General features: G+C 68.9%; 30 protein-coding genes. 20 read left to right on the plus strand and 10 right to left on the minus strand.

Annotated features, from left to right (window positions below):
• The first annotated feature begins 22 nt into the window (after positions 1 to 22).
• From ACMATS_RS08745 to ACMATS_RS08785, 9 genes are all read left to right on the plus strand, one after another.
• On the plus strand, positions 23 to 580 hold the full coding sequence (locus tag ACMATS_RS08745; protein WP_414167551.1) for a hypothetical protein: 558 nt from the start codon (positions 23 to 25) through the stop codon (positions 578 to 580).
• Positions 581 to 622: 42 nt separating this feature from the next.
• Entirely contained in the window at positions 623 to 928 is a 306-nt protein-coding gene (locus tag ACMATS_RS08750) for a helix-turn-helix domain-containing protein (protein ID WP_414167552.1), read from the plus strand.
• Positions 925 to 1,161, plus strand: coding sequence for a cold-shock protein (locus tag ACMATS_RS08755; RefSeq protein WP_414167553.1), 237 nt, complete (start codon positions 925 to 927; stop codon positions 1,159 to 1,161). Before ACMATS_RS08750 ends, ACMATS_RS08755 begins: the two co-directional genes overlap by 4 nt.
• 15 nt (positions 1,162 to 1,176) lie before the next feature.
• Positions 1,177 to 2,532, plus strand: coding sequence for a sphingomyelin phosphodiesterase (locus ACMATS_RS08760; RefSeq protein WP_414167554.1), 1,356 nt, complete (start codon positions 1,177 to 1,179; stop codon positions 2,530 to 2,532).
• Positions 2,529 to 3,713, plus strand: coding sequence for a L,D-transpeptidase (locus ACMATS_RS08765; protein ID WP_414167555.1), 1,185 nt, complete (start codon positions 2,529 to 2,531; stop codon positions 3,711 to 3,713). The genes ACMATS_RS08760 and ACMATS_RS08765 overlap by 4 nt, the downstream gene beginning before the upstream one ends.
• Positions 3,714 to 3,822: 109 nt before the next feature.
• Positions 3,823 to 4,191, plus strand: a complete 369-nt coding sequence (locus ACMATS_RS08770) for a hypothetical protein (protein WP_414167556.1) — start codon at positions 3,823 to 3,825, stop codon at positions 4,189 to 4,191.
• Between the two features lie 153 nt (positions 4,192 to 4,344).
• On the plus strand, positions 4,345 to 5,469 hold the full coding sequence (locus ACMATS_RS08775) for a gluconolaconase (RefSeq protein WP_414167557.1): 1,125 nt from the start codon (positions 4,345 to 4,347) through the stop codon (positions 5,467 to 5,469).
• 35 nt (positions 5,470 to 5,504) lie between these two features.
• Positions 5,505 to 6,731, plus strand: coding sequence for a hypothetical protein (locus ACMATS_RS08780; protein ID WP_414167558.1), 1,227 nt, complete (start codon positions 5,505 to 5,507; stop codon positions 6,729 to 6,731).
• Between the two features lie 236 nt (positions 6,732 to 6,967).
• Positions 6,968 to 8,092, plus strand: coding sequence for a gluconolaconase (locus ACMATS_RS08785; protein ID WP_414167559.1), 1,125 nt, complete (start codon positions 6,968 to 6,970; stop codon positions 8,090 to 8,092).
• 488 nt (positions 8,093 to 8,580) lie between these two features.
• On the opposite strand, the gene aac(6') is transcribed toward ACMATS_RS08785, so the two are convergent.
• Both aac(6') and ACMATS_RS08795 read right to left on the minus strand, forming a co-directional pair.
• Entirely contained in the window at positions 8,581 to 9,054 is a 474-nt protein-coding gene (aac(6'), locus tag ACMATS_RS08790; protein WP_414167560.1) for an aminoglycoside 6'-N-acetyltransferase, read from the minus strand.
• Positions 9,055 to 9,078: 24 nt separating this feature from the next.
• Positions 9,079 to 9,618 (minus strand): hypothetical protein, encoded by a 540-nt coding sequence (locus tag ACMATS_RS08795; RefSeq protein WP_414167561.1) that lies wholly within the window; start codon positions 9,616 to 9,618, stop codon positions 9,079 to 9,081.
• Between the two features lie 429 nt (positions 9,619 to 10,047).
• Between ACMATS_RS08795 and ACMATS_RS08800 the strand changes: the two genes are divergently transcribed.
• Positions 10,048 to 10,365 carry an EF-hand domain-containing protein gene (locus ACMATS_RS08800; RefSeq protein WP_414167562.1) on the plus strand — a complete coding sequence of 106 codons (318 nt, stop codon included), beginning with the start codon at positions 10,048 to 10,050 and terminating at the stop codon, positions 10,363 to 10,365.
• Between the two features lie 88 nt (positions 10,366 to 10,453).
• Here the strand turns inward: ACMATS_RS08800 and ACMATS_RS08805 are convergent, their stop codons facing one another.
• The gene (locus ACMATS_RS08805; protein WP_414170683.1) at positions 10,454 to 11,290 is read right to left on the minus strand and encodes an NAD(P)H-binding protein; all 837 of its coding nucleotides are present in this window, start codon (positions 11,288 to 11,290) and stop codon (positions 10,454 to 10,456) included.
• A gap of 212 nt (positions 11,291 to 11,502) precedes the next feature.
• Here ACMATS_RS08805 and ACMATS_RS08810 point away from each other — a divergent pair, with 212 nt between their 5' ends.
• The 7 genes from ACMATS_RS08810 (at position 11,503) to ACMATS_RS08840 (ending at position 16,160) form a co-directional block, all read left to right on the plus strand.
• On the plus strand, positions 11,503 to 11,718 hold the full coding sequence (locus ACMATS_RS08810; RefSeq protein WP_414167563.1) for a hypothetical protein: 216 nt from the start codon (positions 11,503 to 11,505) through the stop codon (positions 11,716 to 11,718).
• The gene (locus tag ACMATS_RS08815) at positions 11,702 to 12,214 is read left to right on the plus strand and encodes a DUF6879 family protein (protein WP_414167564.1); all 513 of its coding nucleotides are present in this window, start codon (positions 11,702 to 11,704) and stop codon (positions 12,212 to 12,214) included. The genes ACMATS_RS08810 and ACMATS_RS08815 overlap by 17 nt, the downstream gene beginning before the upstream one ends.
• The gene (locus tag ACMATS_RS08820) at positions 12,211 to 13,044 is read left to right on the plus strand and encodes a helix-turn-helix domain-containing protein (protein ID WP_414167565.1); all 834 of its coding nucleotides are present in this window, start codon (positions 12,211 to 12,213) and stop codon (positions 13,042 to 13,044) included. The genes ACMATS_RS08815 and ACMATS_RS08820 overlap by 4 nt, the downstream gene beginning before the upstream one ends.
• 99 nt (positions 13,045 to 13,143) lie before the next feature.
• A complete protein-coding gene (locus ACMATS_RS08825; RefSeq protein ID WP_414167566.1) occupies positions 13,144 to 13,278 on the plus strand; it encodes a hypothetical protein in 135 nt (44 codons plus the stop codon).
• A gap of 14 nt (positions 13,279 to 13,292) precedes the next feature.
• On the plus strand, positions 13,293 to 14,480 hold the full coding sequence (locus tag ACMATS_RS08830; protein WP_414167567.1) for a cupin domain-containing protein: 1,188 nt from the start codon (positions 13,293 to 13,295) through the stop codon (positions 14,478 to 14,480).
• Positions 14,477 to 15,325 (plus strand): aldo/keto reductase, encoded by an 849-nt coding sequence (locus tag ACMATS_RS08835; protein ID WP_414167568.1) that lies wholly within the window; start codon positions 14,477 to 14,479, stop codon positions 15,323 to 15,325. Before ACMATS_RS08830 ends, ACMATS_RS08835 begins: the two co-directional genes overlap by 4 nt.
• Positions 15,306 to 16,160: a hypothetical protein gene (locus ACMATS_RS08840; protein ID WP_414167569.1), complete on the plus strand. Its 855-nt coding sequence runs from the start codon at positions 15,306 to 15,308 to the stop codon at positions 16,158 to 16,160. The genes ACMATS_RS08835 and ACMATS_RS08840 overlap by 20 nt, the downstream gene beginning before the upstream one ends.
• A gap of 11 nt (positions 16,161 to 16,171) precedes the next feature.
• On the opposite strand, the gene ACMATS_RS08845 is transcribed toward ACMATS_RS08840, so the two are convergent.
• Positions 16,172 to 16,813, minus strand: a complete 642-nt coding sequence (locus tag ACMATS_RS08845; protein ID WP_414167570.1) for a uridine kinase — start codon at positions 16,811 to 16,813, stop codon at positions 16,172 to 16,174.
• Between the two features lie 127 nt (positions 16,814 to 16,940).
• Positions 16,941 to 17,840 carry a sigma-70 family RNA polymerase sigma factor gene (locus ACMATS_RS08850; protein WP_390778080.1) on the minus strand — a complete coding sequence of 300 codons (900 nt, stop codon included), beginning with the start codon at positions 17,838 to 17,840 and terminating at the stop codon, positions 16,941 to 16,943.
• An 85-nt stretch (positions 17,841 to 17,925) separates the two neighbouring features.
• On the opposite strand from ACMATS_RS08850, the gene ACMATS_RS08855 reads away from it, so the two are divergent.
• Positions 17,926 to 18,711, plus strand: coding sequence for an SDR family oxidoreductase (locus ACMATS_RS08855; RefSeq protein ID WP_390778081.1), 786 nt, complete (start codon positions 17,926 to 17,928; stop codon positions 18,709 to 18,711).
• 128 nt (positions 18,712 to 18,839) lie between these two features.
• Here ACMATS_RS08855 and ACMATS_RS08860 read toward each other — a convergent pair whose 3' ends face one another.
• Complete coding sequence (locus ACMATS_RS08860; protein ID WP_414167571.1) at positions 18,840 to 19,322, minus strand: DUF4188 domain-containing protein; 483 nt, start codon at positions 19,320 to 19,322, stop codon at positions 18,840 to 18,842.
• Positions 19,323 to 19,406: 84 nt separating this feature from the next.
• Between ACMATS_RS08860 and ACMATS_RS08865 the strand changes: the two genes are divergently transcribed.
• Together ACMATS_RS08865 and ACMATS_RS08870 are read left to right on the plus strand one after the other, a co-directional pair.
• Positions 19,407 to 20,045, plus strand: coding sequence for a MerR family transcriptional regulator (locus ACMATS_RS08865; protein ID WP_414167572.1), 639 nt, complete (start codon positions 19,407 to 19,409; stop codon positions 20,043 to 20,045).
• A gap of 167 nt (positions 20,046 to 20,212) precedes the next feature.
• Positions 20,213 to 20,461, plus strand: coding sequence for a hypothetical protein (locus tag ACMATS_RS08870; protein ID WP_390778084.1), 249 nt, complete (start codon positions 20,213 to 20,215; stop codon positions 20,459 to 20,461).
• Here the strand turns inward: ACMATS_RS08870 and ACMATS_RS08875 are convergent.
• The 4 genes from ACMATS_RS08875 to ACMATS_RS08890 all read right to left on the minus strand — a co-directional run bounded on the left by ACMATS_RS08875 (position 20,455) and on the right by ACMATS_RS08890 (position 24,306).
• Positions 20,455 to 21,210 carry an SDR family NAD(P)-dependent oxidoreductase gene (locus tag ACMATS_RS08875; protein ID WP_390778085.1) on the minus strand — a complete coding sequence of 252 codons (756 nt, stop codon included), beginning with the start codon at positions 21,208 to 21,210 and terminating at the stop codon, positions 20,455 to 20,457. The two genes, ACMATS_RS08870 and ACMATS_RS08875, sit on opposite strands and share 7 nt — an antisense overlap.
• A gap of 13 nt (positions 21,211 to 21,223) precedes the next feature.
• The gene (locus ACMATS_RS08880) at positions 21,224 to 21,445 is read right to left on the minus strand and encodes a DUF1049 domain-containing protein (protein WP_390778086.1); all 222 of its coding nucleotides are present in this window, start codon (positions 21,443 to 21,445) and stop codon (positions 21,224 to 21,226) included.
• A 3-nt stretch (positions 21,446 to 21,448) separates the two neighbouring features.
• Positions 21,449 to 22,159, minus strand: a complete 711-nt coding sequence (locus ACMATS_RS08885; protein WP_414167573.1) for a 4'-phosphopantetheinyl transferase family protein — start codon at positions 22,157 to 22,159, stop codon at positions 21,449 to 21,451.
• 158 nt (positions 22,160 to 22,317) lie between these two features.
• Positions 22,318 to 24,306 (minus strand): S9 family peptidase, encoded by a 1,989-nt coding sequence (locus tag ACMATS_RS08890; protein ID WP_414167574.1) that lies wholly within the window; start codon positions 24,304 to 24,306, stop codon positions 22,318 to 22,320.
• Between the last annotated feature and the right edge of the window lie 29 nt (positions 24,307 to 24,335).

Raw genomic sequence — 24,335 nt, forward strand, 5'->3', positions numbered from 1 at the left:
GCCCATGGAAGCCGCCTGCCCCATGTGCGCAGTCACCCTGCCCGAAGGCAGGAGCCTGCGTGCATGCCCCGCCTGTCTCGCCCGCCTCCGGCACGTCCTCGACCAGTTGCCCGTCCTCTACGTCCGACTCCACACAGAGCTCTCCCCCCGTACCGCCCCTCGCCTGGGCACCGCCCGTACCGCCCGGCTTCCCTGGCGGTACCGCGCCTCCCCGGAGCCTGTGCGCATGCCCCTCCTGGTGCACGCCGAACACACCGTCCACACCGTCCGCACCTGGGCATTGCATGCACTGCCCGGAAGCCTGCCCACCGCCCCGGTCCGGCCCGGCCCCCTCCTGCAGCAGCTGTGCCGCTCGCTGGCCCGGAACCTGCCCACAGCCGTGCAGCCTCCCGTCCTCCCGGAACACCCCCAGGCCGTCCAGGACGCCTACCTGCGCGCCCTGCACCTGCTCCACCAGGACACCGCACCGCAGCGTCTGGACACCCCGTGCCCCGGCTGCGACCTGCGCTCCCTGTACCGCGACGCTGCCGGAACCGTCTGCCACTCCTGCCACAGCCGCTTCACCGGGACCCCGGACTGAAGCGGCCCGGTCGTCCACCCACCCCTTGCGGAGGCACCAACCATGGCCCCCACCCGCCGTACCGCTGCCGCAGCCGCCCTGCGCAGCGTCTCCCCTCGCCACCGGCTCCTGACGACCCAGGAGGCCGCCGCCGTCGCCCGCGTCTCCCCGTCCTGCATCCGACAGTGGACCCACCGCGGCCATCTCGTGCCCGCAGCCCGCCAGGGCAGGACCAACCTCTACCGCGAAGACCACGTTCTCGAGGCCGAACGCACCCGCCGCAACCAACGCTCCCCGGCTGTCATCTCCGGGCGGGAAACGGGCAGTTCACCCACCCCTCACACACCAGCAAGGCAGGCACCTCAGTGACCACAGGAACAGTGAAATGGTTCAACCCGGATAAAGGCTATGGATTCATCACCCGGGACGACGGGCCCGACATCTTCGTGCACCATTCGCAGATCGACATGCCCGGCTACCGGCTGCTCCACGAAAACCAGCGAGTCCAGTTCATAGTCGCCGAGAGCACACGGGGCCCGCAGGCCGAACAGGTCCGGGTGCTCCCCGAGGACGCTCCCCCCGAAGAACTCCCGGGCTGCTGAGGGGAAGGCGGGCAGGTGACGCTCCCCGACACCTGGCGCATCGTCAGTTACAACACCATGCTCCACATCTCTCCGGCCGGGAAGGACGGATTCGCCAACGCCCGCAGAGCACAGCTGATCGGGGCGGCGGGATTCCTCCACGACGCCAACGTCGTCGTCCTCCAGGGACTCTTCGAAACGGCCGGTTCCCGCAGCCTGCTCCGTGCCCTGGCCCGCCGCGGATTCACCCACCAGAGCCCTGCCGTGTCCCGCCCGGACGCCTCCCGACGGGTCTCCGGGACACCGGGCGGTGGCATGTACGACAGCTCCGTCGGCGGAGGCACCGCCGTGGTGAGCCGTCATCCGATCACCCGGGCGGAAGAGCACCTCTTCCCGGAGCCGCCCCGTGCCCGCAACGGCATGAGCAATGGGTTCACCTACGCGGCCGTCCGCACCGGCAGCGGCACCCTCCACCTGATCGACACCCACCTGTACAGCGGACAGGACCACGAGGCGCAGAGGATCCGCGAGGACCAGCTCGCCCGCCTCGCCCACTACCTCGCGGAACGGGAAGAGGACGGCACGCTGCCGCCCGAGGACACCGTGGCCGTGGCAGGCACCCTCAACGTGCCCTGCGGCAGCGGCGAGTTCACCCGCATGCTGGCCACGCTCCACGCCGAGCAACCCACCGCGAAGACCGGCTGGCCCTACTCCCTCGACACCACCAACAACACCATCGCCCGACGGCGCCACGCCCGTCCCTCCGGCCCGCCCCGACGGCCGGCCCAGGACCTCGACCACGTCCTCCTGCGCCGCGGGCACGCCCGCCCGTCGAAGTGGAACAGCCGCGTCCTCGTCTCCCGCACCCCCTGGACCGCCGGCACCCGCCACTACACCGACTACAGCGACCACCAGCCCGTGCTCGCCGGAGCCTGCATCACCAGCCGCCCCGGGCGCTACGACCTCTGCCTCACCGCCATCCGCCTCGCCACCCACCCCACCACTACAGGCCCACCCGCCCCGTACGGCACCGTCACCGTCACCACCGACACCGGCGGCCCCCACACCGTCTGGGAATGTGCCCTCCCCCGCCCCCACAGCCACCGCCCCGGCGCCAATCTCCTCTCCCACCCCCTGCTCTTCCCCGCCGCGAGCTCCTTCGCCCTCCAGACCGACCTCCTCCACCGCAGCCCCGCCCCCCGCGGCCGACACCGCACCCTCGCCTACGGAACCGTCTGGTGGCAGGCCGGCGCACGCCTCGGCAGCCACGCCGTACCCGTCGAAGGACACCACGGAAGAGCCACCCTCTCCTTCACCACCCGCGTCGCCACCGCCGGGCCGGGCCCCGCCCGTCCTTCAACCGCCGAAGTACAGCCCGGAGAAGCACCATGACCCACCCCACCACGTACCTGATCGCGGCAGTGGCCCTGTGCGGGCTCCTCGTCATCAACTTCGCCGTCTACGAAACGCTGCAGGGCACCCGGCCCAGAGGCAGCCACAGGTCCGCCGAGGCGGAGGAAGCCCCCCGTCCCCCGCAGACCACCGCGCAGCAGGACTGCGCCACCCCCACGGGAACCACTGCCCGGTTACCTGCCGCAACATCCCCCGGCGATGCACGCGTCCAGGCGCGAGTGGCCGTCCGGGACGTCCGGGAAAGCACAAGACATCCCGACGGGACGCCGCAGACCCACCCGGGCCGAACCGGCATCCTCACCGCCGGCGCCGGAATCATCGCACCGCCCAGCACTTCCACCGCACTCGCCGTCGTCAACTCCCGGCGGACCACAGCTGCTTATACCCCCCACGACGGTGCCCTCGTCGGCGTCGGCATGCCCGTCTCCCTCGTCTTCGATCAGCCCGTGCAGTACCGCGACGCCGTCCGCTCACATGTCACCGTCCGCTCCAGCAGTGGCCAGAGAGTCGTCGGGCACTGGTTCGGCGACCGCCGTCTGGTCTTCCGCCCCTGCCGGTACTGGCGCCACCACAGCGACATCACCCTGGACATCGACCTCGACGGCGTCGAAACCGCCCCCGGCATCCGCGGAATCCAGAAACTGACGGTGCACTTCACCACCGGCCACGCCCAGATCTCCACCGTGGACACCCGCACCCACCACATGACCGTCACCCGCGACGGCGTCCACCTCAGAACCCTGCCCGTCACCACCGGCGCCCCCCAACTCCCCACCTACAACGGCATCCTCGTCATCTCCGAAAAACACCCCACGATCCGCATGAACGGCGCCACCGTCGGTTTCCCCCACGACCAAGCCGGCGGCTACGACATCCCCGATGTGCCGCACGCCATGCGCCTGACCGACACCGGCACCTTCATCCACGGCAACTACTGGACCCCCAAAGCCATCTTCGGCACCACCAACATCACCCACGGCTGCATCGGCCTCGAAGACGCCCGCCACGCGCACGACCCCCACGCCCCCGCCGCCTGGTTCTACAACAACTCCCAGCCCGGCGACATCATCGTGGTCACCCATTCCACTGCACCCGCCGTCCGCCCCGACAACGGGCTCAACGCCTGGAACATGGACTGGAACACCTGGACCCACACCTGAGACTCCCGGGCCGCTCCGGAGGCCGAGGCCGACGAGTTTCCCCGGCCGGGCCCGGTACCGGCAGGCCGATGCCATCGGCCTGCAAGCAGCACGACGGAAGGGCCCCGCAATGGAAACGGACACCAGCGGGGGCGGGCCGACGCTCGGCGAGCTGTGGCGAATGATCGAACGCGAAACACGGCTCATCCGGGACGACATGACCGAGTTGAAGGAGGACCTCGCCCGTTACGTTCCCCTGGCGGTGTGGACTGCGTCGCGCAGGGGGGACGAGATGCGTCTGCAGGCACTGGAAAGCCGGGTCGACCAACAGCAGACGGAACACCGGGCGCTGTTGCAGCACCTGGAAGAGGGACGGATGGCCGACCGGGAACGGGCGGAACGGGACCGGCAGGTCCGTATGTACCAGGCCGTGATCCCCATGGCGGCACTGCTGGTGACCGCCGCTCTGACCGTGTGGTCCACCTTGGCCGGGCGTTGACCCACAACGGAACCAACACCCCTCAGGAACAACGTTTTTGACCGACCTCGACCCGAACCCCCGAAGAGGAACAGTGGCAGACACCGAAAGAATTGTAATTTCCGAATTCGATGCCGTCGAACGGAAAAAGCGGCGAAAGGAGGCCTGAAGGCAATGACCGGCTACACAAAGGGCCCTAGCGGCGAAGACATCATCAACCCTGTAGGAACATGCTTTCTCCCCGATATCTTTGTACGCCACCCCCTGACGACACTGAACCAATCGGAGCTCAATATCAGCGGCAAAGCCGCAGACATCCTGGCACGGAACCAGGACAGGCTGAAGCTGACCCCCGAAGGAGGGGGAAACCCAGTCGCCCCCGACGGATTCTCCCTGGGCGACTCGATCTATCTCGCATACCCCTCGGGCGAGCCCACCGCGAACCAGCGCGGATGGCACCCCTACTTCAATCTGGGCGTGCCACTCATCGAAGAACAATGCCCCATCATGAAACCTCCCCCCGAAGTGGTCTCCAAGAACACGTACATCAACGGAACCGACCAAACTGTAAGGAACTTCAGGGACAGTGTCACGTTCCAGATGCAGGCCAGCATCAGCTGGTCGCTCCAGGGCACAATCCAGCTCACGTTCGGGGCCAGAGCCTCTGCATCAGTGCAGGCGCAACTGCAGAAGAGCATGCAGTTGCAGCAATATCAGAAGGTCACACTGAAGAACAGCAAGGACAATCAGGGTGTCGACAACGAGACCCAGACACAGGCGACAAGTACGGCAACAGCAACGGGCAGCGCCACGGGCACCGGGGAGGTGTCGGCACAGCTGATGGTCGGGATCACCGGCTCTATCAGCGGTTCGTTGACCACTTCGTGGTCACGCACTTCAGAGATCAGCGGAACCATTCCCAGCCGGGTGGACGTCATCGCCACGGTCCGGCGCCGCATCTGCACCTACAACTACAAAATCCCCGTCACCTTCGGCGGGTGGGTCGCCGTGCACTACCCCGTACCCGTACAGGTCCCGCCACCGCCGGCACCGACGTGGACGCCACCGCCGACCCAACCCGGCCCCCAGCCCACCCCGCCGAACTACGCCCAGGTCATCGCATGGCCGCTCGCCGAAATCGCCAACAACACCAACTCCTTCGACATGGCCGACGGGAACAGAAAAGCCATGCTGCTGGGAACCGCCGAAACCAACATCGTCACCGAAGGAGAGCACCGACTCTGCCAGCCCGAAACGATCAACACCGACGGCCAGAAGGAACCCTACTATGATCTCTGATTCTACGTCCGCCGAGGCCACGAGGAGGGAAAGTCATGTTCTTTAGTAAAATCTTCGGAACTGGCGGAGACCAAGCCGCTTCCGGGCAGAAGACCATTCAAGGGATCCTTGGCACCACTTCCGGCTCCAAGGGCCGCTCGGCGGATTTTCGCGACTGGGAGATGAAATACGGGCCGAGCGCCGTGCCCCCCGTGTCACTTGAATCGTTCAATCTGATGGAGAATTTCTTCCCCACCTTCTTCGGCGGTTCCCAGGCTGCATTCACGCAACAGGACAAAGACTTCGAGAACCCGAGCACGACGTCCGATGTGGCATCGTCGACCAGGGACACGTCGAACAAATCGGTGAATGTGAGCATCAGCGACGCAGACGTTCCGAGCACGGGCGACATCAACAGGCTCATGGGCCCCCCGACGACGAAGTACGCCCTGATCGCGACGGGTCAATGGGTGTCCGAAGGCGTCGCGGTGGACCCGTTGGGGAAGACGGCATATGTCGGCGACCAGGCCGGCGGACGGCTGTACGCGGTGACGATCGCCACCGGCGCCGTGGACCTGATCGCAAGCGGCCTGGGCGACATCCGCGATGTGACGTTGGGCCAGCAGGGCAAGGTGGCCTACTACGCCGACTACAGCGGTGGACGCCTGGCCTCACTGGACCTGACCGCCAGCTCTCCCACCCCCACAACGGTTGCCAGCATCTCCGGCGCGTACGGCCTCGCGCTGGATACAAAGGGCAATGTTGCCTACGTCGCCAGCTGGAGCAGCGGGACGCTGTACTCGGTCGATTTGTCGCAGCCGCTGCCGGTGAAACCCACCCCCATCACCACCTTTTCGCCGGCGGGTGTCGCCGGAGTGGCGCTGGACATGGCCAACCGCACGGCGTACGTCGGCCGGAAGGACAACCCTGGTTCCCAGGGCTACCAGCTGTACCAGGTCAACGTGGACAGCGGCACCGTCAGCGTCGTGACCTCCATTCCCGGGGACAGCACCATTCGCGTAGCGCTCGACCTTTCCGCCGGCCTGGCATACACCATCAGCCACTTGAACTCCGGTTCGGGCGGCGGGCGCCTGTACGAGATCACTCTGGCCAACGGCGCGTACCGCTCGGTGGCCAGCAACCTCAAGGACTGCGAAGGCCTCACACTGGACCCCGTCAACCGCAAGTTCTACATCAGCAACCGCAATAACCAGTTGTGGCAGATCGACCAGGACTCCACCAAGGCCAGGGGCGGCGTCGGCGCGGTGGCCCAGCCTGCCTGACGGACACGGACCCGCGCAGGGTTCGAGCAAGAATCTTCAACTCGGCCACGGTCAAGTGACGAGTAACGGCCTGTAACAGGCGAGGCCCCCGGACTGTTGATCTAGACGTCTGACGTCTCGACACCACAGCCCGGGGGCCTCGTTGGCTGTCCACCCTTGCGCTTCCCGCGCAGAGAACCGTGGTTGCCAGTATCGACAAATCATGCAGCACTGCGGCGGAAGGAGGCCTGAAGGCAATGACCGGCTACACAAAGGGCCCTAGCGGCGAAGACATCATCAACCCTGTAGGCACATGCTTTCTCCCCGATATCTTTGTACGCCACCCCCTGACGACACTGAACCAATCGGAGCTCAATATCAGCGGCAAAGCCGCAGACATCCTGGCACGGAACCAGGACAGGCTGAAGCTGACCCCCGAAGGAGGGGGAAACCCAGTCGCCCCCGACGGATTCTCCCTGGGCGACTCGATCTATCTCGCATACCCCTCGGGCGAGCCCACCGCGAACCAGCGCGGATGGCACCCCTACTTCAATCTGGGCGTGCCACTCATCGAAGAACAATGCCCCATCATGAAACCTCCCCCCGAAGTGGTCTCCAAGAACACGTACATCAACGGAACCGACCAAACCACAAGGAATTTCACAGACACTGTCACCTTCGGCATGCAGGCCACCATCAGCTGGTCGCTCCAGGGGGACATCCAGCTCACGTACGGGGCAGTGGCCACCGCCGAGCTGAAACAGGACCTGGAGAAGAGCATGGAGCTGCTCCAGTCCCAGACGACCACCTTGAAGAACAGCAAAGACGACATCGGCGTCGACAACGAGACCCAGACGCAGGCGACAAGCTCGACAACCGCAACGGGTAGCGCCACGGGCACCGGGGAGGTGTCGGCACAGCTGATGCTCGGGATCACCGGTTCTATCAGCGGCGATTTGACCACTGAATGGACACGCGAGTCCGAGATCAGTGGAACTATTCCCAGCCGGGTGGACGTCATCGCCACGGTCCGGCGCCGCATCTGCACCTACAACTACAAAATCCCCGTCACCTTCGGCGGGTGGGTCGCCGTGCACTACCCCGTACCCGTACAGGTCCCGCCACCGCCGGCACCGACGTGGACGCCACCGCCGCCCCAACCCGGCCCCCAGCCCACCCCGCCGAACTACGCCCAGGTCATCGCATGGCCGCTCGCCGAAATCGCCAACAACACCAACTCCTTCGACATGGCCGACGGGAACAGAAAAGCCATGCTGCTGGGAACCGCCGAAACCAACATCGTCACCGAAGGAGAGCACCGACTCTGCCAGCCCGAAACGATCAACACCGACGGCCAGAAAGAGCCCTACTACGACCTCTGACTCCACGTACGCAACGGGGTTGATCATGCCGAGCAAGCACCCGCCGGGGACGAGTGGGATTTCCGAGCGCTTCCTCGAGCATCTCACCGACCAATGGCGCGAAGCGCGTTCGCCGAAGTTGAAAGATGCGCTCATGCGAGCGATAGACGCAGAGCTTGACAGGAGGAACGATGCCAGGGACGTCCGGCAGGGGGATGAATGACCATCACCGACGACACATACGCCATGGCCGTCATAGGAGTTGCGTTCGCCGCACTCTTGATCCTGCTCATCATGACCATCGCGTGCCTTGCATGGTGGTGGAAGCGTGGCTGACTGCAGCAAGTCCAAGGCACCGCACAGGAAGCGCTATGCGGGACTACCTCTTGGTGAGCATCCTCGGCCGCATGATTGCCAGGACGGTCTGGAGGGTGAGCCGGTACCGCGCAGCGGCCCCGCTGCGCGGTGCTGATGGTCACCGCGTCAGCGGAACGTAGCCCGCTGACCGGTCATGTCAGCTCCTCGGCCAGCAGGTCCATGAGCAACCCGTCCTGCCACAGACCCGTCCGGTGGTCGCGAGCGTAAGCGCGCATGATCCCCACAGGCTTGAACCCGACCTTGCTGTAGCTGCGGATCGCCGCGGTGTTGGCCGCAGCGGGATCGATGGTCAGTCGGTGGTGGCCGCGTTCGTGCACCAGCCATCGGGACAGCGTGCGCACGGCGTCGGTACCGACTCCCTTTCCGTGCTGCCGTGCCGTCAGGAAGATGTCGATGCCTGCTCGGCGGAACTCGGGGTCGGTCTCCTCCTCGAACTGGGCCGCCCCGACGACCTCGTCCTCGAAGACGACGACGAGCATGCCCTCGAAGTCCTCCGGGGGCGACCACCACGCCGCCACTTCCGGCTCCCGCACGATCCTGCCCAAGACTTCCCCGTCGCTCTCTGCGACTGGCCGCAGCACAACCTTGTCCCCACGCAGCTCCATGCCTTCAGTATCCCTGCTCCGGTGTCAGGGCAGGATCTCCAGCTGAACGCCACTGCTGCTGCCTCGGAGGCCGGAAGTGAGGCAGTCCGTGATCAGTTGCCGGGGCGGGGCGGCCACGGTTCGCCGTACCTGGTGCCCTGCGCCGCGTCCTTCGGTGACCCGGCCCGATTGCAGGACGAACAGGACTCCCGCGACACGAGCTGTGGTGGCACTGTCGATGACGATCACCGACCGTCCGCCGCCGTCGTACCGGACCTTCTCCACGCCGAGCGCATCGGAATCCGAGGCGCAGGACGCCATGGTCAGGGAGGAGTCGAAGGAGCTGGTGGCCGGGACGGTGTGGCCGGTACGTACGGTGCACAAGTAGCGCACGTCCGCGTGAATGCGGGTCGGCTGCGGCAGGAGAACGAGTGGCGGGGCGTAGCGGCCCTCGGAATTGCCCGTGCAGGTGACAGCCCCCTGCCCGCCGCCGGGCCACGCCTGACTGTCCGGCGCCCACACCAACGACGAGACCACCAGCGCCAGAGAGCCCAGCGCCACCGCCGCACCACGCATTCCGAACACATACCCTCCAAAACGTCCGAACCGCTTGCCACTTGACTGCCCCCGGCCGCAGTCGCCACCCCGGCGCCTCGCAGCGCGCCGCCCGCGCGCCCTCCCTGGCGCGCGGCCCCACACGCCACCGCTTCCGTCGGCTTCACCTGTTGCGACGGCCGTACGAGGTCTCGGAGCACGCTGGGTAGGAAGGGCGGGACGAGACATCGTCGAGCTGATGCGAGCAGGAGGAAATCCGCGTGGACCGTACGAGCACCACAGCCGCCGCCACCCCCACCCGGCGCGTCTTCGCCATGATGGACAGGGACGGGGATGGCGTGATCTCGGCGCACGACTACCTCTCCCGCATCGACCGGGTGGTCAGCGCGACGGGGCGCACGGAGGAGGACCCCCTCGTCGCCACCGCCCCGTGCGGCAGGGCTCAAGGCCTGGGAGACGATGGACGCCGACGCAGACGGCCGACTGGCCTTCGACGACTACGACGCATGGGTGGACGGCGACAAGTTCGACAACGTCTGCCAGTACGCACTGGGCTCGCTGTTCGACCTCGTCGACGCCGACGGGGACGGCGCCCTGGACTGCGCCGAGTTCACCACCCTGCGCACCGCGCTCAACAATCCGCCCGGCAACGCCGAGGCCGCGTTCGACGCGCTGGACACCGATGGCGACGGGCGGGTCGCCCGCGACGCGTATCTGGCGGCGATCCGCGCCTACGTCGTCGGTGACGACTCCCCGATGGGCGAAGTCCTGTACTGAGCACTCCGTTCCCGCGCCCCTTCAGGGCGCGATCAAGCACCGCGCAGCGGATCCGCTGCGCGGTGCTGATGGTCAACTGGTCTCTTCGTCAGCGGAACGCGGCCACGTTCTCCCGCGCCCATTGCGCGAAGGTCCGGGCCGGACGGCCCGTGACGCGCTGCACCGTGTCGTGCACCTCGAACAGGCCGGGCCGGGGGTCGCCGCCCATGAGGTCCAGCACCTCCTTGGCCCTCTCGTCGCCCAGGCCGGCGGCGTACTGCCGGTGCGCGGCGTCCCGCGCGACCTCGACGCAGGTGAGCTCCCGGCCCAGCGCCTCGGCGATGGCCGCGGTCTGCTGCCGCGGCGTGACCGTCTCGGGGCCGGTGAGCGGGTACGTGCACCCGCGGTGGCGAGCCGGGTCGGTGAGGGCGGCGTGTGCGACGGCCGCAATGTCGGCGGGGTGGACGGCAGGCAGGCCGGTGTCGGGGAACGGCGAGAACACCGACCCGTGCTCGCGGATGGGGACCGCCCACCACAGAGCATTCGAGTCGAACTGCGTCGGGCGCAGGATCGTCCAGGTCATCCCGCTGTCCTTCAGGGCCTGTTCGACGGCCAGCCGCTCCCGGCTCGTGATGAGGTGCGGGTGGGTCCCGGCGCCGAGGGACCCCAGCAGGACGACGTGCTCCACGCCGGCGGAGCGGGCGGCGGCCAGGACGTCCGCCTCGCCGCCGAAGCCCGGCACGAGGAAGAGCGAACGCACGCCGTCCAGCGCGTTCTTGAGCGTCTCGAGCCGGGCGAAGTCGCCCTCCACGGCCTCGATCCCCTCCGGGAACGCGGCCCGCTGCGGGTCGCGCGTCAGCCCACGCACAGGCGAAACTCCGGAACGGTGCAACTGCTCCAGCAGGATGCTGCCGACGGTCCCCGTCGCGCCGGTCACCAGAATCATGCTCACGTCTCCGTTTCCCTCCCCCGAGGTCACGTCCTGCCACACGCTAGATCCTCAACTGCGGTTGAGGTCAAGCCGCCTACGAACAAACGGCCTACCTGCCTCTTTATGCAACAACACGCATAGTCGCGCGCACGCATGGACGCCGAGCGTCACCCTCTCTACCGTCGGGGGTCAGGCGGCCCAACCTGGGCCGGAGCAAGGGGGTTGGCATGTCTGAACGTGCGGCACTCACCCGGCTCACGGGCAGCGGCAACGGCAACGGCGAGTGCGGAGAGAAGGACTGCCCGAACGTGTACCGCACGGCGACCGGATCGTTCATCGTTCAGGGCGACGTGTCCGAGGCGTTCGCCCCGCCCGCAGGGGAAGGACTCGTGGAAATCCCGGAGTCTGTTCTCAGGGAGGCGATCCGTGCACTTGGATGGTGACGCGTGGAACGACTGCTTCGATTCCATGGAGCACGAGGCGTGGCGACTGGAGATGCTGCCCGTCTACACCATGCCCCAGGAAGCGGAGAAGCTGCAGCGTTTTCTCGACGGGGAGAAGTCGCCGGACGACTACACCTCGGTCTGGATGGACGAGGTTCGACGATGGGCCTCGGAAGGCAAGAACGTCGGCAGGGTGCACGTTGTGACCCGGCCGCTCTCTGACTACCTTCGGTTCGAGTTCGAGTACTACTACCGGCACCACGTGAAGGCCGGCGAAGACATCCGCATTCTCGATCTCACCGACCGGGAGAACCCCGGCCTACCGGACCAGGACTTCTGGATGTTCGACGATTCCAAGGTGGTCCTGATGAACTACCGGACGGACGGAACGCAGATCAACCGGGAACTCCACGAGGGTGACCCGGAGCCGTACCGGCGGTGGAAGCGAATTGCCGTCGCCGAATCCGTACCGTTCTTGGAGTACGTGAGCGGGTGACGTTCGATCCGGGCCAGCTGGGGCAGCCGAAACAGGAGCTGGCCGTCCTGCTGAGAGAACTGCGCAAGCGAGCCGGTCTCACTGGGGATCGGCTCGCTCGGCGTTGCAACATGTCCCAGTCAAAGGTCAGTCGGATCGAGAACGGGAAGGTGCAGCCGAGCCTGCTCGATCTGGAGCGGATCCTCCGGGCTGTTGTCGCTCCACCCGAGGTCATCGAGGATGTCATTGCTCTCGCAAGGCTGGCCAACACCGAATGGCAGGACCTGCGCTCACTGCGCCGGAGGGGCCTGGAGAAGAAACAGACCGAACTTGCCGCCCTGGAATCCTCGTCCACGGAGTTCCGTTTCTTTCTGCTGTCGATGATCACTGGGCTCCTGTCCACACCCGACTACGTTCGGGCCAGCCTTGCCCACTCTCCGGCTGATGTCACCAAGACGATCGCGAGGAAACTGGAACGGCAGGAGGTTCTCTACGACACGACGAAGCGGTTCACGTTCCTCCTCACCGAACAGGCTGTCAGGTGGCCGCTTCTGCCGGCTGCCGCAATGGCGCTGCAGATCGACCGGCTTGCTTCGCTCACGCACCTGACGAATGTGAAGCTCGGCGTGATCCCGATGGCCGGATACAAGCCGATGGCTCCGATGGACACGTTCACCGTCTACGACAACACCCTGGCCACCGTGGAGAACACCACCGGTGTCGTCGTCCTGAGAGATCCGAGGGACATCGAGATGCATCTGGAACTGTTCTCCACGCTGGAGGGATATGCGCTCTTCGGTCAGGAAGCCAGGGCCCTGTTGACGTCATGGTCAGCTGCCTACCGTTCATGATCTTTAGTCCATGACGGGAAAGAACTGCACAGCCGCTGCCTTCCGGGGCAATCATTTCCCCAAGTCCTTGGTGGAGTCCCCGAGAAGAAAGGTGGTCCCATGGTGGAGGAAATCGACGGCTCGACCCCCGAAGGAAGCAGCCTGCTTGTCGCGAAGCGCAAGATCATGACTGCGCGGACGCGGGCCGAGCAGGAGTCCGACGTCAGCAGCGGCCGCTCCGACGGCAACGACTGACGGAGGCGCCCACGATGCTTGACGCCGCCTCGTGGGCGGGGCGTCTGGGTGGGGACACATTCCTCGCCCAGACGTACCACCGCTCCTATGCTCACATCCCCGGTACAGCCGACGTGGCGGGTCTGTTCTCGTGGGACGACCTGAACCGGATCATCGCGGCGCAACGCCTTGAACCGCCCCGGCTGCGCCTGTCGGTGGATGGGGAGTTGGTCCCGCTCCACCGTTACGCGGTACCGACCACGAACCGCCGCGCGGTCACCTGGTCCCGCATCCAGCCAACCGACTTCCACGCCCAGCTCAGAGACGGGGCGTCGCTCGTCCTCGATGCGGTCGAGAAGATCCACCCTGTCGTTGGCGCGGCCGCCGAAGGCCTTGAACGATTCCTCGGCACTTCCGTGCAGGCCAACGCATACGCGTCGTGGACCGAGCGGGAGGGCTTCGGCCTGCACTGGGACGACCACGATGTCGTCGTGATCCAGTTGCACGGCTCGAAGCGGTGGCGCCTGTACGGAGTCACTCGTGAGGCTCCAGCCTTCCGCGACGTGGAGTCGCCGGAGAAGCCCGAGGGCGACCCGGTGGCGGACATCGTCCTGACCCGTGGTGACTTGCTCTATCTCCCGCGCGGCTGGTGGCACGCGGTCACCGCCGACCAGGGCACGGAGTCCCTTCATCTGACGTTCGGCATGGTCCCGCACACCGGCGCCGATCTGCTGCTCTGGGTGGTGGATCAGCTTCGGGCGTCCCTCGCGCTGCGCAAGGACATTCCACGATTCGGCTCGTCGGCAGAGCAGTCGGACTTCACCACCGTGCTCCGCCGTGAGCTGGTGGACGAGTTGGCGGACCCCGGTCTGATCGTGCGGTGGGCGGAGTCGATCGACACGACCGATCCGGGACACGCGATTCCCTCGTTGCCGTACGTGGACGGGCTCCCCGCACGGCCGGAGATCACGGTCAAGCTCACCACTCCCAGGGGTCGTGTGACGGCGAACCGGGCAAAGGGCACGGTCACCTTCTCGGCGGCCGGCACTGCGTGGGACTTCGCCGAATCCGCCGCGCCCGTCCTGAATGCGTTGCTGAACAATCAGCCGACCACGCTGGGCGAACTTGCCGACTCCGCCGGACTGAAGGTCAAGGAAGTGGCCGACCTGGTCGCCCTCCTCATCGACGGCCATGCCGTCGCAGTTGTGCGGACCGCGCGGTGACCGCCGCGCTCTCCCTGGGGACATACCGGGTGCGCGCCGTCAGTCATGCGGCGCGCACCGCCCTGGCTGCCGGCAGCCCTTGGGTGGACACGGCCCCCAACTACGCACAGGGCCGGGCGCATGAGGAGTTGCGTCCCGTTCTGGAGGAGTACTCAACCGTTCGAGTAGCCACCAAGACGGGGTTCTTCACGGGCGGGCACAGCCTTGAACCGGGCTTCGTCCGCCGGCAGACGGAACGCTCGTTGGACGTGCTCGGCCGCGTGGACCTGGTCTTTGTACACAACCCGGAGCATGACGATCGCGGCCTTGCCCGTGCTGCTCTGCACGAGCGTGTCCGCGATGCCTTCACGGTCCTGGAAGAGTTCGCCCACGCGGGCCGGATCGGTGGATACGGTGTCGCAACCTGGTCGGGCCTGCTCTCCGGGACTTTCACTGTTCCCGAGTTGATCGCATCGGCCCGGCAGGCGGCGGGGTCCGCCGAGCATCACTTCACGGGGTTGCAGATGCCCGTCAGCCTGATCATGGATGATCCGATCCGGCAGGCATTGAACGGCGGCGGGCCGCTGGTGCAGGCGAGGGACGCCGGGCTGATCACATTCGGCTCCGCGCCCTTGCACGGCGGCGAACTGCTCGGCGCCATGACCCCCGAACTGGTGAACCTCATCCGCCCCGGCTTGTCGCCCGCAGCCGCCGCCCTCCTGGCTGTCGGATCGTGCCCGGCCCTCGATGTCGTCCTGACCTCCGCGAGCAGCCGGGAACACTGGGACGATGCCGCCAAGGCTCTGGCTGCGCCGCTGACAGCCCGGGAACTCAGGAGGGTGATCGATGAACTCGCCTCTGAATGAGGAGGTGAAGGTCCTGATGGAAGCCGCCCACGACCGGGCGGCCAGGGCTCTGGGCCTCACGTGCACAGGTCCGCCGGCGTGGGGGTTCCTCGGCGTGACCCTGGGGCGCCGCGCCGGGGACCGATGGCTCAGGGTGAGCCGGACGGCCAGGGCCAACGCGGGGAGGAAGCAGGGCGAAGGCATCGTGGGTGCCTCCGAGTTGGTGCCTGATGGCGTTCCGCGTCCCCGCCTGTACGCCGTGCACGACTGGGTTGACGGGGACTGGGCTTTCGAAGCGGAAGTCCTCGGCTACGTGACGCAGCCCGTCGTGTCCCCGGAGCGGGCCGACCTCGACCGCGACCCCGGATTGCCCGACGAATGGTGGGACGACCTGCGCGGAGCTCTGACTCTGCTGGCCGAGGCGGAAGGCGTGAAGGCGACCGTCCGGGACAGATGGATCGAGCGCGCCTTCCCACAGTTCCTCGGTGTCCCCGCCCCGGCACGCATGGAGAGAGTGACCGGTCACGGTGACCTGCATTGGGGCAACCTGACGACCGCCCCCTTGAAGCTCTTGGACTGGGAGCGGTGGGGCCTGGTCCCCATGGGCTACGACGCGGGGCTCCTCCACGCCAACAGCCTTCTCGTCCCCGACGTTGCAGCGCGCATTCGCGCAGAGTTCGCAGCGATCCTCAACACGCCCGCCGGTCGTATCGGGGAGTTGTCGGCGGTGGCAGAGATGCTGCAAGCCGTGGCCCGAGGTTGGTACCGGGAGCTCGGACCCCGCCTGCTTGCCCACGCGGAAGCACTCACCGGCGTTCGCCCGCCGGTCCCCGCCCGCTCCGAGGTCACCGCATGATGACCTCCTCGTCACGGGGTCACGATCTGCGGACGCGCGAACACCGAGTTGTCGATGACGACGTCCATCACCGGCAACGGGTCGACTTCCTGACGATAGATGCGCTCGGCCACCAGATACCTGTTGCGGTGGATCGACTCCGCTTCGCTTCCGGCCCAGTTCCGGTCGCGCTCGGCGCCCCGCTGAACGGACAGGTCCTCATCCACCTGCAGCCAGATGCGGAAGTCCCAGTAGTCGTCGATCTCGGGGCGGAAGGCGAAGACACCGTCCACGATCAGCACCGTGTCCGCCCCGAGCTGCGTCACGTCGGACGAGTGGTCCCGTTGGGTCAGCGGGTCGATGCTGCACAGCGCACAGGCTGTCGCTTCCGGTGACCTGCAGGGGTCCAACAGCAGGCGCTTGACCGCCTCATAGTCGTACGCGTTGCGGTAGTACCCCTCACCGGACTCCCGGTCGTAGAGGTGCCTGTCCCTCCACGGCTTCTTGAAGTCGTCGAGTGTCGTCCGAAGCACCGGCCGCCCCGCAGCACTGACCCGCTCGGCCAGTTCATGTCCGAAGCTCGTCTTCCCGGCAGCGGTGGAGCCGTCGACCCCCACGAGCAGGCGGCCCTGGCCGAGGGCCAGGATGCGCTCGGCTATTCCCTCGACCAGCATGCTGCGCTCGACGGAGGCAGCCGGAGGGCACGGCTGCCTCCAGGACGAAGCCGAATGATGCACAACCGCCTGTGATGACCTCATGGGCGTGAACCTATCGGCGCCCGCCCGGTCCGGACAGTCGCCGTCAGGCGTCCAGTACCGACAGGTCCAGCCGGCCGAGCCGTTCCGGGTCGGCCAGGACGTGGATGGCGGCGATCTTCCCGGCCACGACGGTGAAGGCCATGACGGACAGCGGCCGCCCGTTCGGGGCGACCACGGCGCCCGCGGTGCCGTTGACGAGCGCCGGGCGCACGAACGGGGAGAGCTTGCCCCACGTGGTCGCCTGGGCTGCCACCGTTCCCGCGCCCTGGAGCGTGAGCGTCAGACCGGCGCCGGCGCCGGCGTCCGAGCGGAGGACGACGTCGGGGTCGAGGACCGAGACGAGCGCCTCGAAGTCGCCCTCGCGCGCGGCGGCGAAGAACGCGTCGACGGCCGCGCGTTGGCGGGCGAGGTCGGGGTCGGGTACCGCGGCCCCGCCCTGGACCCGGCGGCGGGCGCGGCTCGCGAGCTGGCGGGTCGCGGCCGTCGTCTTCTCGATCAGCGGCGCGATCTCGTCGAAGGGCACGGCGAACATGTCGTGCAGGACGAAGGCGAGCCGCTCCGCGGGGCCGAGGGTCTGCAGGACGACCATGAGGGCGATGCCGACCGAGTCGGCGAGGAGGATCTCCCGCTCCGGGTCGACGACACCGACGGCACCCCCCTCACTGCTGATGACCGGGTCGGGGACCCGTATCTCCGTCTCCAGCGGGTCCTCGCGCCGCTGCTCGCGCGAGCGGAGCATGTTGAGGCAGACGCGCCCCACGACCGTGGTCAGCCAGCCGCCGAGGTTCTCGATGGCAGCGGTGTCCGTACGGTCGAGCCGCAGCCAGGTCTCCTGGACCGCGTCCTCGGCTTCGCTCAGCGAGCCGAGCATCCGGTAGGCCACCGCCCTGAGGCGCGGCCGGTGTTCCTCGAAAAGCACGGTCACGGAAGTTTTCTCGTCCACCTGTCACATTCCTTGCTCGCGTCGGGTCATAGGGCCAGAGACCCGGGAGATCATCTCCCGGGCGAGCGCAGAGGATGGTGCCGAGATGGCTGCGAAGACCGCGAAGACCGCTCCCGTTCTGGTCACCGGTGGCACGGGAACGCTCGGCCGCCACGTCGTGCCGCTGCTGCGGGACGCCGGCCGCACCGTGCGGGTGCTCAGCCGGCGCGGCGGCGCGTCCGAGGACGCCGGTGTCGAGCACGTGGCCGCCGACCTGCTCAAGGGCGAGGGCCTCGACGCCGCGCTCGACGGCGTCACGACCGTCCTGCACCTCGCGGGCGGCCCCAAGGGCGACGACGAGGCCACCCGGAACCTGGTGCGGGCCGCGCAGCGCGCCGGGGTGGAACACCTGGTGTACATCTCGGTGATCGGGGCGGACCGGCTGCCGCTGGGCTACTTCAGGGCCAAGCTCGGCGCGGAGCGGGCCGTGGCCGAATCCGGCATTCCGTGGACGACGCTGCGGGCCGCCCAGTTCCACGACTTGACCCTGACGGTCGTCGAGAAGATGGCGAAGCTGCCGGTGGTCCCCGCCCCGGGCGGCCTGCGCTGGCAGCCGGTCGACGCGCGCGACGTCGCGTCCCGGCTCGCGGAGTTGACCCTCGGCCGGCCGGCGGGTCTGGTGCCGGACCTCGCCGGGCCGAAGGTGTACGAGCTGGGCGACCTCAGCCGCGGCTACCTGCAGGCGCGCGGCAAGCACCGGCTGACGCTGCCCGTCCGGGTGCCGGGAAAGGTCGGCCGCGCCTACCGCGCGGGCGAGAACCTGACGCTCGAGGGCGCCTCGGTCGGCCGGCGGACCTGGGAGGACTTCCTGGCCGAGCGCAGCGCCCCGTAAGGGGCGCTGGGGGCACCTCCCAGCGGTAGCTGGGGGAGGAACTGCGCGATCAGCCACGACGCGCCCGCAGTCGACGTCCCGGGGCTTCGCCCCGCGCCCCTCACGGGGCGCCTCGGTGCCGGCCCCGGTCAGCCCGCGAGCCGCTCCGCGGCCCGCTCGCCCCGCCGCCCGACCGGCTCGACTCCGAACGCCGCGCCGAGCCCGGTCGCCGGCATGCCGTGGTAGATCGCTTCGTACGAGCCCGCCGGCACGATGTACGTCTCGTGCCAGATGCCGACGCTCCCGGCAGCGCTGCGCGCACTGCGGTTGAACGCGGCCCAGGCGGGGCGGTGTTGCCGGTCCGGGGCCGAGGCGTAGGCGAGCAGCTTCTCGCGCGACTCCCAGTACTGGACGGTCGTATAGGTGCGCGGCCCGGACGTGTACGCCTGGTGTCCCAGCAGCCCGCTGCCTTCCTCGCGCGCAAGCTCCTTGAGCATGCGCGGCATGGCCCTGAGGACGGGCAGCCAATGGCGCACCGCCCGCCACCGGTTGATGCGCATCCCGATGAGGAAGACCACCACTTCCCCCTCGGCCGCCGTCGTGACCCGTTCCGCTATCGGTGCCCTACCCATGCCGTTCTCCCCCACTCCCCATCATTGGATAGCGTCGCTATCCATGCTTGGATAGTGCCAGTATCCGAAGGAGGGTGCAAGAGGATGCGACTGGCCGAACTGAGCGAGCGCAGCGGGGTGTCCACCGCCACGATCAAGTACTACCTGCGGGAAGGGCTGCTCCAGCCCGGCCGCCGGGTCACCGCCACCCAGGCCGAGTACGGCGAGGACCACCTGCGCCGGCTGCGCCTGGTGCGGGCGCTGATCCAGATCGGCAAGGTGCCGGTGGCCGTCGCGCGGGAAGTGATCGGCGCCGCGGAGGACGCATCACAGGACCACCACCTCCGGCTCGGCGCGGCCACCCGGGCACTGCCGCACGACCCCGGACCCGCCGAGGACGACGAGGCGGCCACAACCGCACGCCGCTCGGTGGACGCACTGCTGGAGCAACTGGGCTGGCACGGCATGCACGACGAGCCCTCCCCCGCCCTCGCCACGCTCGTCGCCTCCGTCGCCGCGCTCGGCCGCCTCGGCTACCCCTGCGACACCGCGCACCTGCTGCCGTACGGCCGCCTCGCCGCCGAACTCGCCGTCACCGACCTGGACCTGGTGGAGGAACAGCCCACGGCGGACGGACAGATCGAGGCGGCCGTCGCACTGACCGTGCTGTACGAACCGGTGCTGCTCAGCCTGCGCAGACTGGCCCACATCCAGGAATCGGCCCGGCGGTTCGTGGGGCCCTAGGCAGTGCGTCCGGTGAGTCGCACCGTCCCGACCCACCGGACAGCGCTTATCGCCTCGGGCGGTGGCGGCACCCACTGCTCGACCCACGATCAGCCGGGCAAGCCGGCCAGGCGACAGGGCCGGTCCTGCGCACGGCGCCGCCGGCCGGCCTGGACTACCGTCGGCACATGGAGATCTTCGTCGTGTACGAGCTCGACCAGCCCGCCGGGGCCCGGGTCCCGGTGCACGAGGTGCACGCGGCGCCGAGTACTCCGGGGGACCCGGGGCTTCCCGGTCCGCGGACGTTCTGCGGCAAGGACACCTTCGCGATGCGGGCGGCCTCGTGGCGGCCCTCGGAGCATCCCGGTGAGCCGTGGTACCCGCCGGAGTACGCCGACCGGGTCTGCGGCACCTGCGACGAGGCGGCCGTTCAGTAGTCCATGATCGCCCCGCACGAGATGTTCACCGTGGCCGCCGTCATCGTGCGGGCCCGGTCGGAGGCGACGAAGGCCGCCACGTGGCCGACGTCCGCCAGGTTCGCCGTCCACGTGAGCAGGCTCGCCCGCTCCAGGCCGGCGATCATCTCCGTGCGGCCGGGGAAGCCCTCCGGAATGGTCTCCGGGACCCCGCCCGTCTTGAGCGTGACGAACCGGATGCCGTGCCGCCCCAGCTCGCACGACCACTGGCGGCGCTGGCCCTCCAGCGCGTCCAGCGCGATCTTGAAGCCGCCGAGCTCCGGCAGCGTGTGCGGACCCGAGCCGCCGAAGGCCAGGATCACGCCCGAGCCGCGCGGGATCATGTGACGGGCCGCGGCGCGGGTGGTGAGGAAGTGCGTGCGGCTGGCCGTGACGACCGGCCGCAGGAAGTCCTCGGCCGAGATCTCCATCAGCGGCGCCTGGACGTCGCCGTACGAGATCAGGTTGAACGAGATGTCGATCCGCCCGGCCCGCTCGGCCACCGCGTCGACATAGAGGTCCACCGCCTGCTCGTCCAGGGCATCGACCCGGTCCGTCTCGGCCGAACCGCCCGCCGCGCGGATCTTGTCGGCCACCGCGTCCAGCGACTCGAAGGACCGGCCCGACAGGAACACCTTCGCCCCCTCACGGGCGAAGGCACGCGCCACCGCACCGCCGACAGGGCCGCCCGCGCCGTAGAGGAGGGCGACCTTCTTCTCCAGGAGCGCCATCACCCTTCACCGCCTAGGGACGCCGCCGTATGTGCACGAAGCGCCCCAGCACCCAGCCGATCACCAGCATCGCGACCAGCGTCAGCCACAGCGGCGCGGTCACCTCGGGGACGATCAGGCGGATCGTGAGGCGCTGGGTGTTCTCCAGCACGAAGACGAGCAGCAGCACCAGGACGGCCAGCACCACGACCCTGGAGGGCGTCAGCGCGTCACGGACGCGACGTGCCAGGCTCATGCCTCAACGATCCCAGCGTCCCCCGGGTGACGCCACCGCGATGGCCGCTGCATGGCCCTGACCTGCGTCGACGTCCGTGAGCCCCCAGCCGGGCGGCGAGGCCGGGACCTCGCCGGAACCGACGTAGGTGACGGCCGGGCTCTCGGAGAGGCCGGTGCCCGTCCCCTTGAGATAGGCCTCCTTGCGGGTCCAGCAACGGGCGAAGGCCTGCGGGCGGGCGGAGGCCGGGAGGGCGTCGAGTTCCGCGACCTCGCGGGGGTGGAGCATGCGGGACACCTCTGTCACGACGGACAGAGGCTGCTGGACCTCGACGTCGGCGCCGACCGGGGTGTCGGCGAAGGCGAGGAGGGCGAGGTCGCCGGCGTGGGAGAGGTTGAAGTGCAGGGGTGCCCCTGCCACGGCCGGGCGGCCGTGGGGGCCGCCGCAGCCGGGGCACGGCTCACGGGTGAGCCGCACTTCTTCGGGGGCCTCGCCGAGGTAGGCGCCCAGGAGGCGGCGGAGGGCGAGGTGGGAGGCGGCGTAGCGGGTGCGGTGCAGGTCGTGGATGAAGGCCTTTGCGCGGTCGCGCTCCTCGGGGTCGAGGATCGCGTTGCACTCCTCCGCGGAGGGCGCGCCGTGGTCGGCGATGCGGAGGAGCCAGACGTGCGGCGGGCCGCCGCGGGTCCACTGCTGCGGCAACGGATCGTTGCCCAGGATGCGGGGCCGTATCACCATGTGGATCACCCTACCGGGGTGACCGCGGGACGGTTGCTGCCCGGTGGTCAGGTTGTGCCCACCCGTTCCGCCCAGCGGAACGATTGCCCACAACCACGGTGCGCCCCGTCAGGGGCGCGGGGAACTGCGCGACCAGCCACAACCGACCCGCAGACGGGCTACTCCCCCAGCTTCAGCAACGGCGCCCCCGGCGCATCGATGCCGAACACCTGCGCATACAGCGACAGTTCCGCCTCCAGCGCCCGCACCATCGTCTCCTTCCTCCGGAAACCGTGCCCCTCCCCCTCGAAAGACACATAGGCGTGGGGCACCCCGCGCCCCGCCACCGCCTCCAGGAAGCGGTCGCACTGGGCCGGTGGGCACACCGGGTCCTCCAGGCCCTGCAGGAGCAGGAAGGGAGCCTTCACGCGGTCCGCCCGCGTCAGCGGGGCCCGGTCCCGGTACCGCTCGGGGACCTCGTCGGGCGGGCCGATCAGGAAGTCGAGGTAGCGGGACTCCATGTCGTGCGTGCCGCCGTCCGCCCAGCCCACCAGGTCCAGCACCGGGTAGAGGACGGTGCCGCACGCGTACACGTCCGTCGACACGAGCGACGAGGCCGCGGTCCAGCCGCCCGCGCTGCCGCCGCGCACCGCCAGCCGGGCGCGGTCCGCCGTGCCCTCCTCGGCCAGCGCAGCGGCCACGGCCGCGCAGTCCTCGACGTCGACGACGCCCCAGCGGCCCCGCAGGCGTTCGCGGTACTCGCGCCCGTAGCCCGTCGAGCCGCCGTAGTTCACGTCGGCGACGCCGATGCCCCGGGAGGTGAAGTAGGCGATGTCCAGGTCGAGGACGGCGGGCACGCGGGACGTGGGGCCGCCGTGGGCCATCACCACGTACGGCGGGAGTTCGTCGGCCGGGCCGGTGAAGTCGGGGCTGTGCGGCGGGTAGATGTGGGCGTGGATCTCGCGGCCGTCGGGGGCCGTGAAGGTGCGGATCTGCGGCTCGGGGTAATAGGCGGGGTCCACGGGGTCCGTGTGCCGGGCGCCGATCGTGCGGGCCCGGCCGGTGACCGTGTCCAGTTCGACCACCTCGTACGCGGTGCGCGGGCTCGCCGCGACGCCCACGGCCCGGGTGCCGTTCACCGTGAGCGTCGCCGCCCACTCGGTCCACGGCCCGGCCGCGTCGACCAGTTCCCCGGACTCGGGGTCGAGTATGCCGAGGACGGCCGCGCCCTTGCCGTGCACCACCGCGATCAGCCCGTTGGCCAGCGGCGCGAACCAGCGCAGGCCCGGCGTCCACAGCGGCCCCGCGAACTCCTCCTCGCGCCGGCACAGTTCGGTGGCCGCGCCCGTGGCGGGGTCGACGCGGTGGAGGTTCCACCAGCCCGTGCGGTCGGTCGCGACGATCAACGAGCCGTCAGGCGCCCACTCGGCCTGGGCGATGGCCTCCTCCGGCCCGCCCAGCAGCGTGCGGACGTCCGTGAAGCGGCCGTCCTCCGTCACCCGGGCCGTCTTGAGCTCGGTGCCCTCCCACGGCATGCGCGGGTGGTCCCAGGCGAGCCACACCGCCTGCCGCCCGTCCGGGGAGAGCCGGGGACCGGTGACGAAGCGGTGGGCGTCGTCCGACAGTTCCCGCACCGCCGAACGGTCCTCGGCCGCCGAGCCGTCCAGCGGGACGGCCGCGAGGAAGCGGCGCACGTCCGACGGGCCCTCGCCCGTGAACTCCTCGGCCATGCACCACACTTCGCCGCGCTCGGGCAGGATCACCGGGGCCGCCCAGCGCAGGCCCCCGCCCACCGCCGAGACCGGGGTCAGCGCCCGGGGCTCCGCACCCCCGGGCGCGTCCGGCTCCAGGGCGTACAGCCGCTGGTCCCCGAAGTGGGTGAAGACCAGCAGCGGTCCGCCCGCCGGCCGCGGCACGCCCGCCCACGGGAAACCGCCGTACTCGAAGACCCGGTTGCGCACGTTCCACGGCGCGGGCAGCGCGGACTCCTCGGTGCCGTCGGCACGCCGCCGCACCAGGGTGGCCCGGCCCGCCTCGGCCGGGCGCGGGGCGATCCACCACACCTCGTCGCCCACCGTGCCCACACACGTGGGCCGGCCGCTGCGCGACGCCACGAGCTCCGCGTCGATCGGGGACTGCCAGGCTCCGTACGGCGCCGTGGACACCATGGGCCACTCCTCCTCGGGACGATGTTCGC

Origin of the sequence: Streptoverticillium reticulum (genome assembly GCF_047456005.1) — a bacterium.
GTDB lineage: Bacteria > Actinomycetota > Actinomycetes > Streptomycetales > Streptomycetaceae > Streptomyces > Streptomyces reticulum.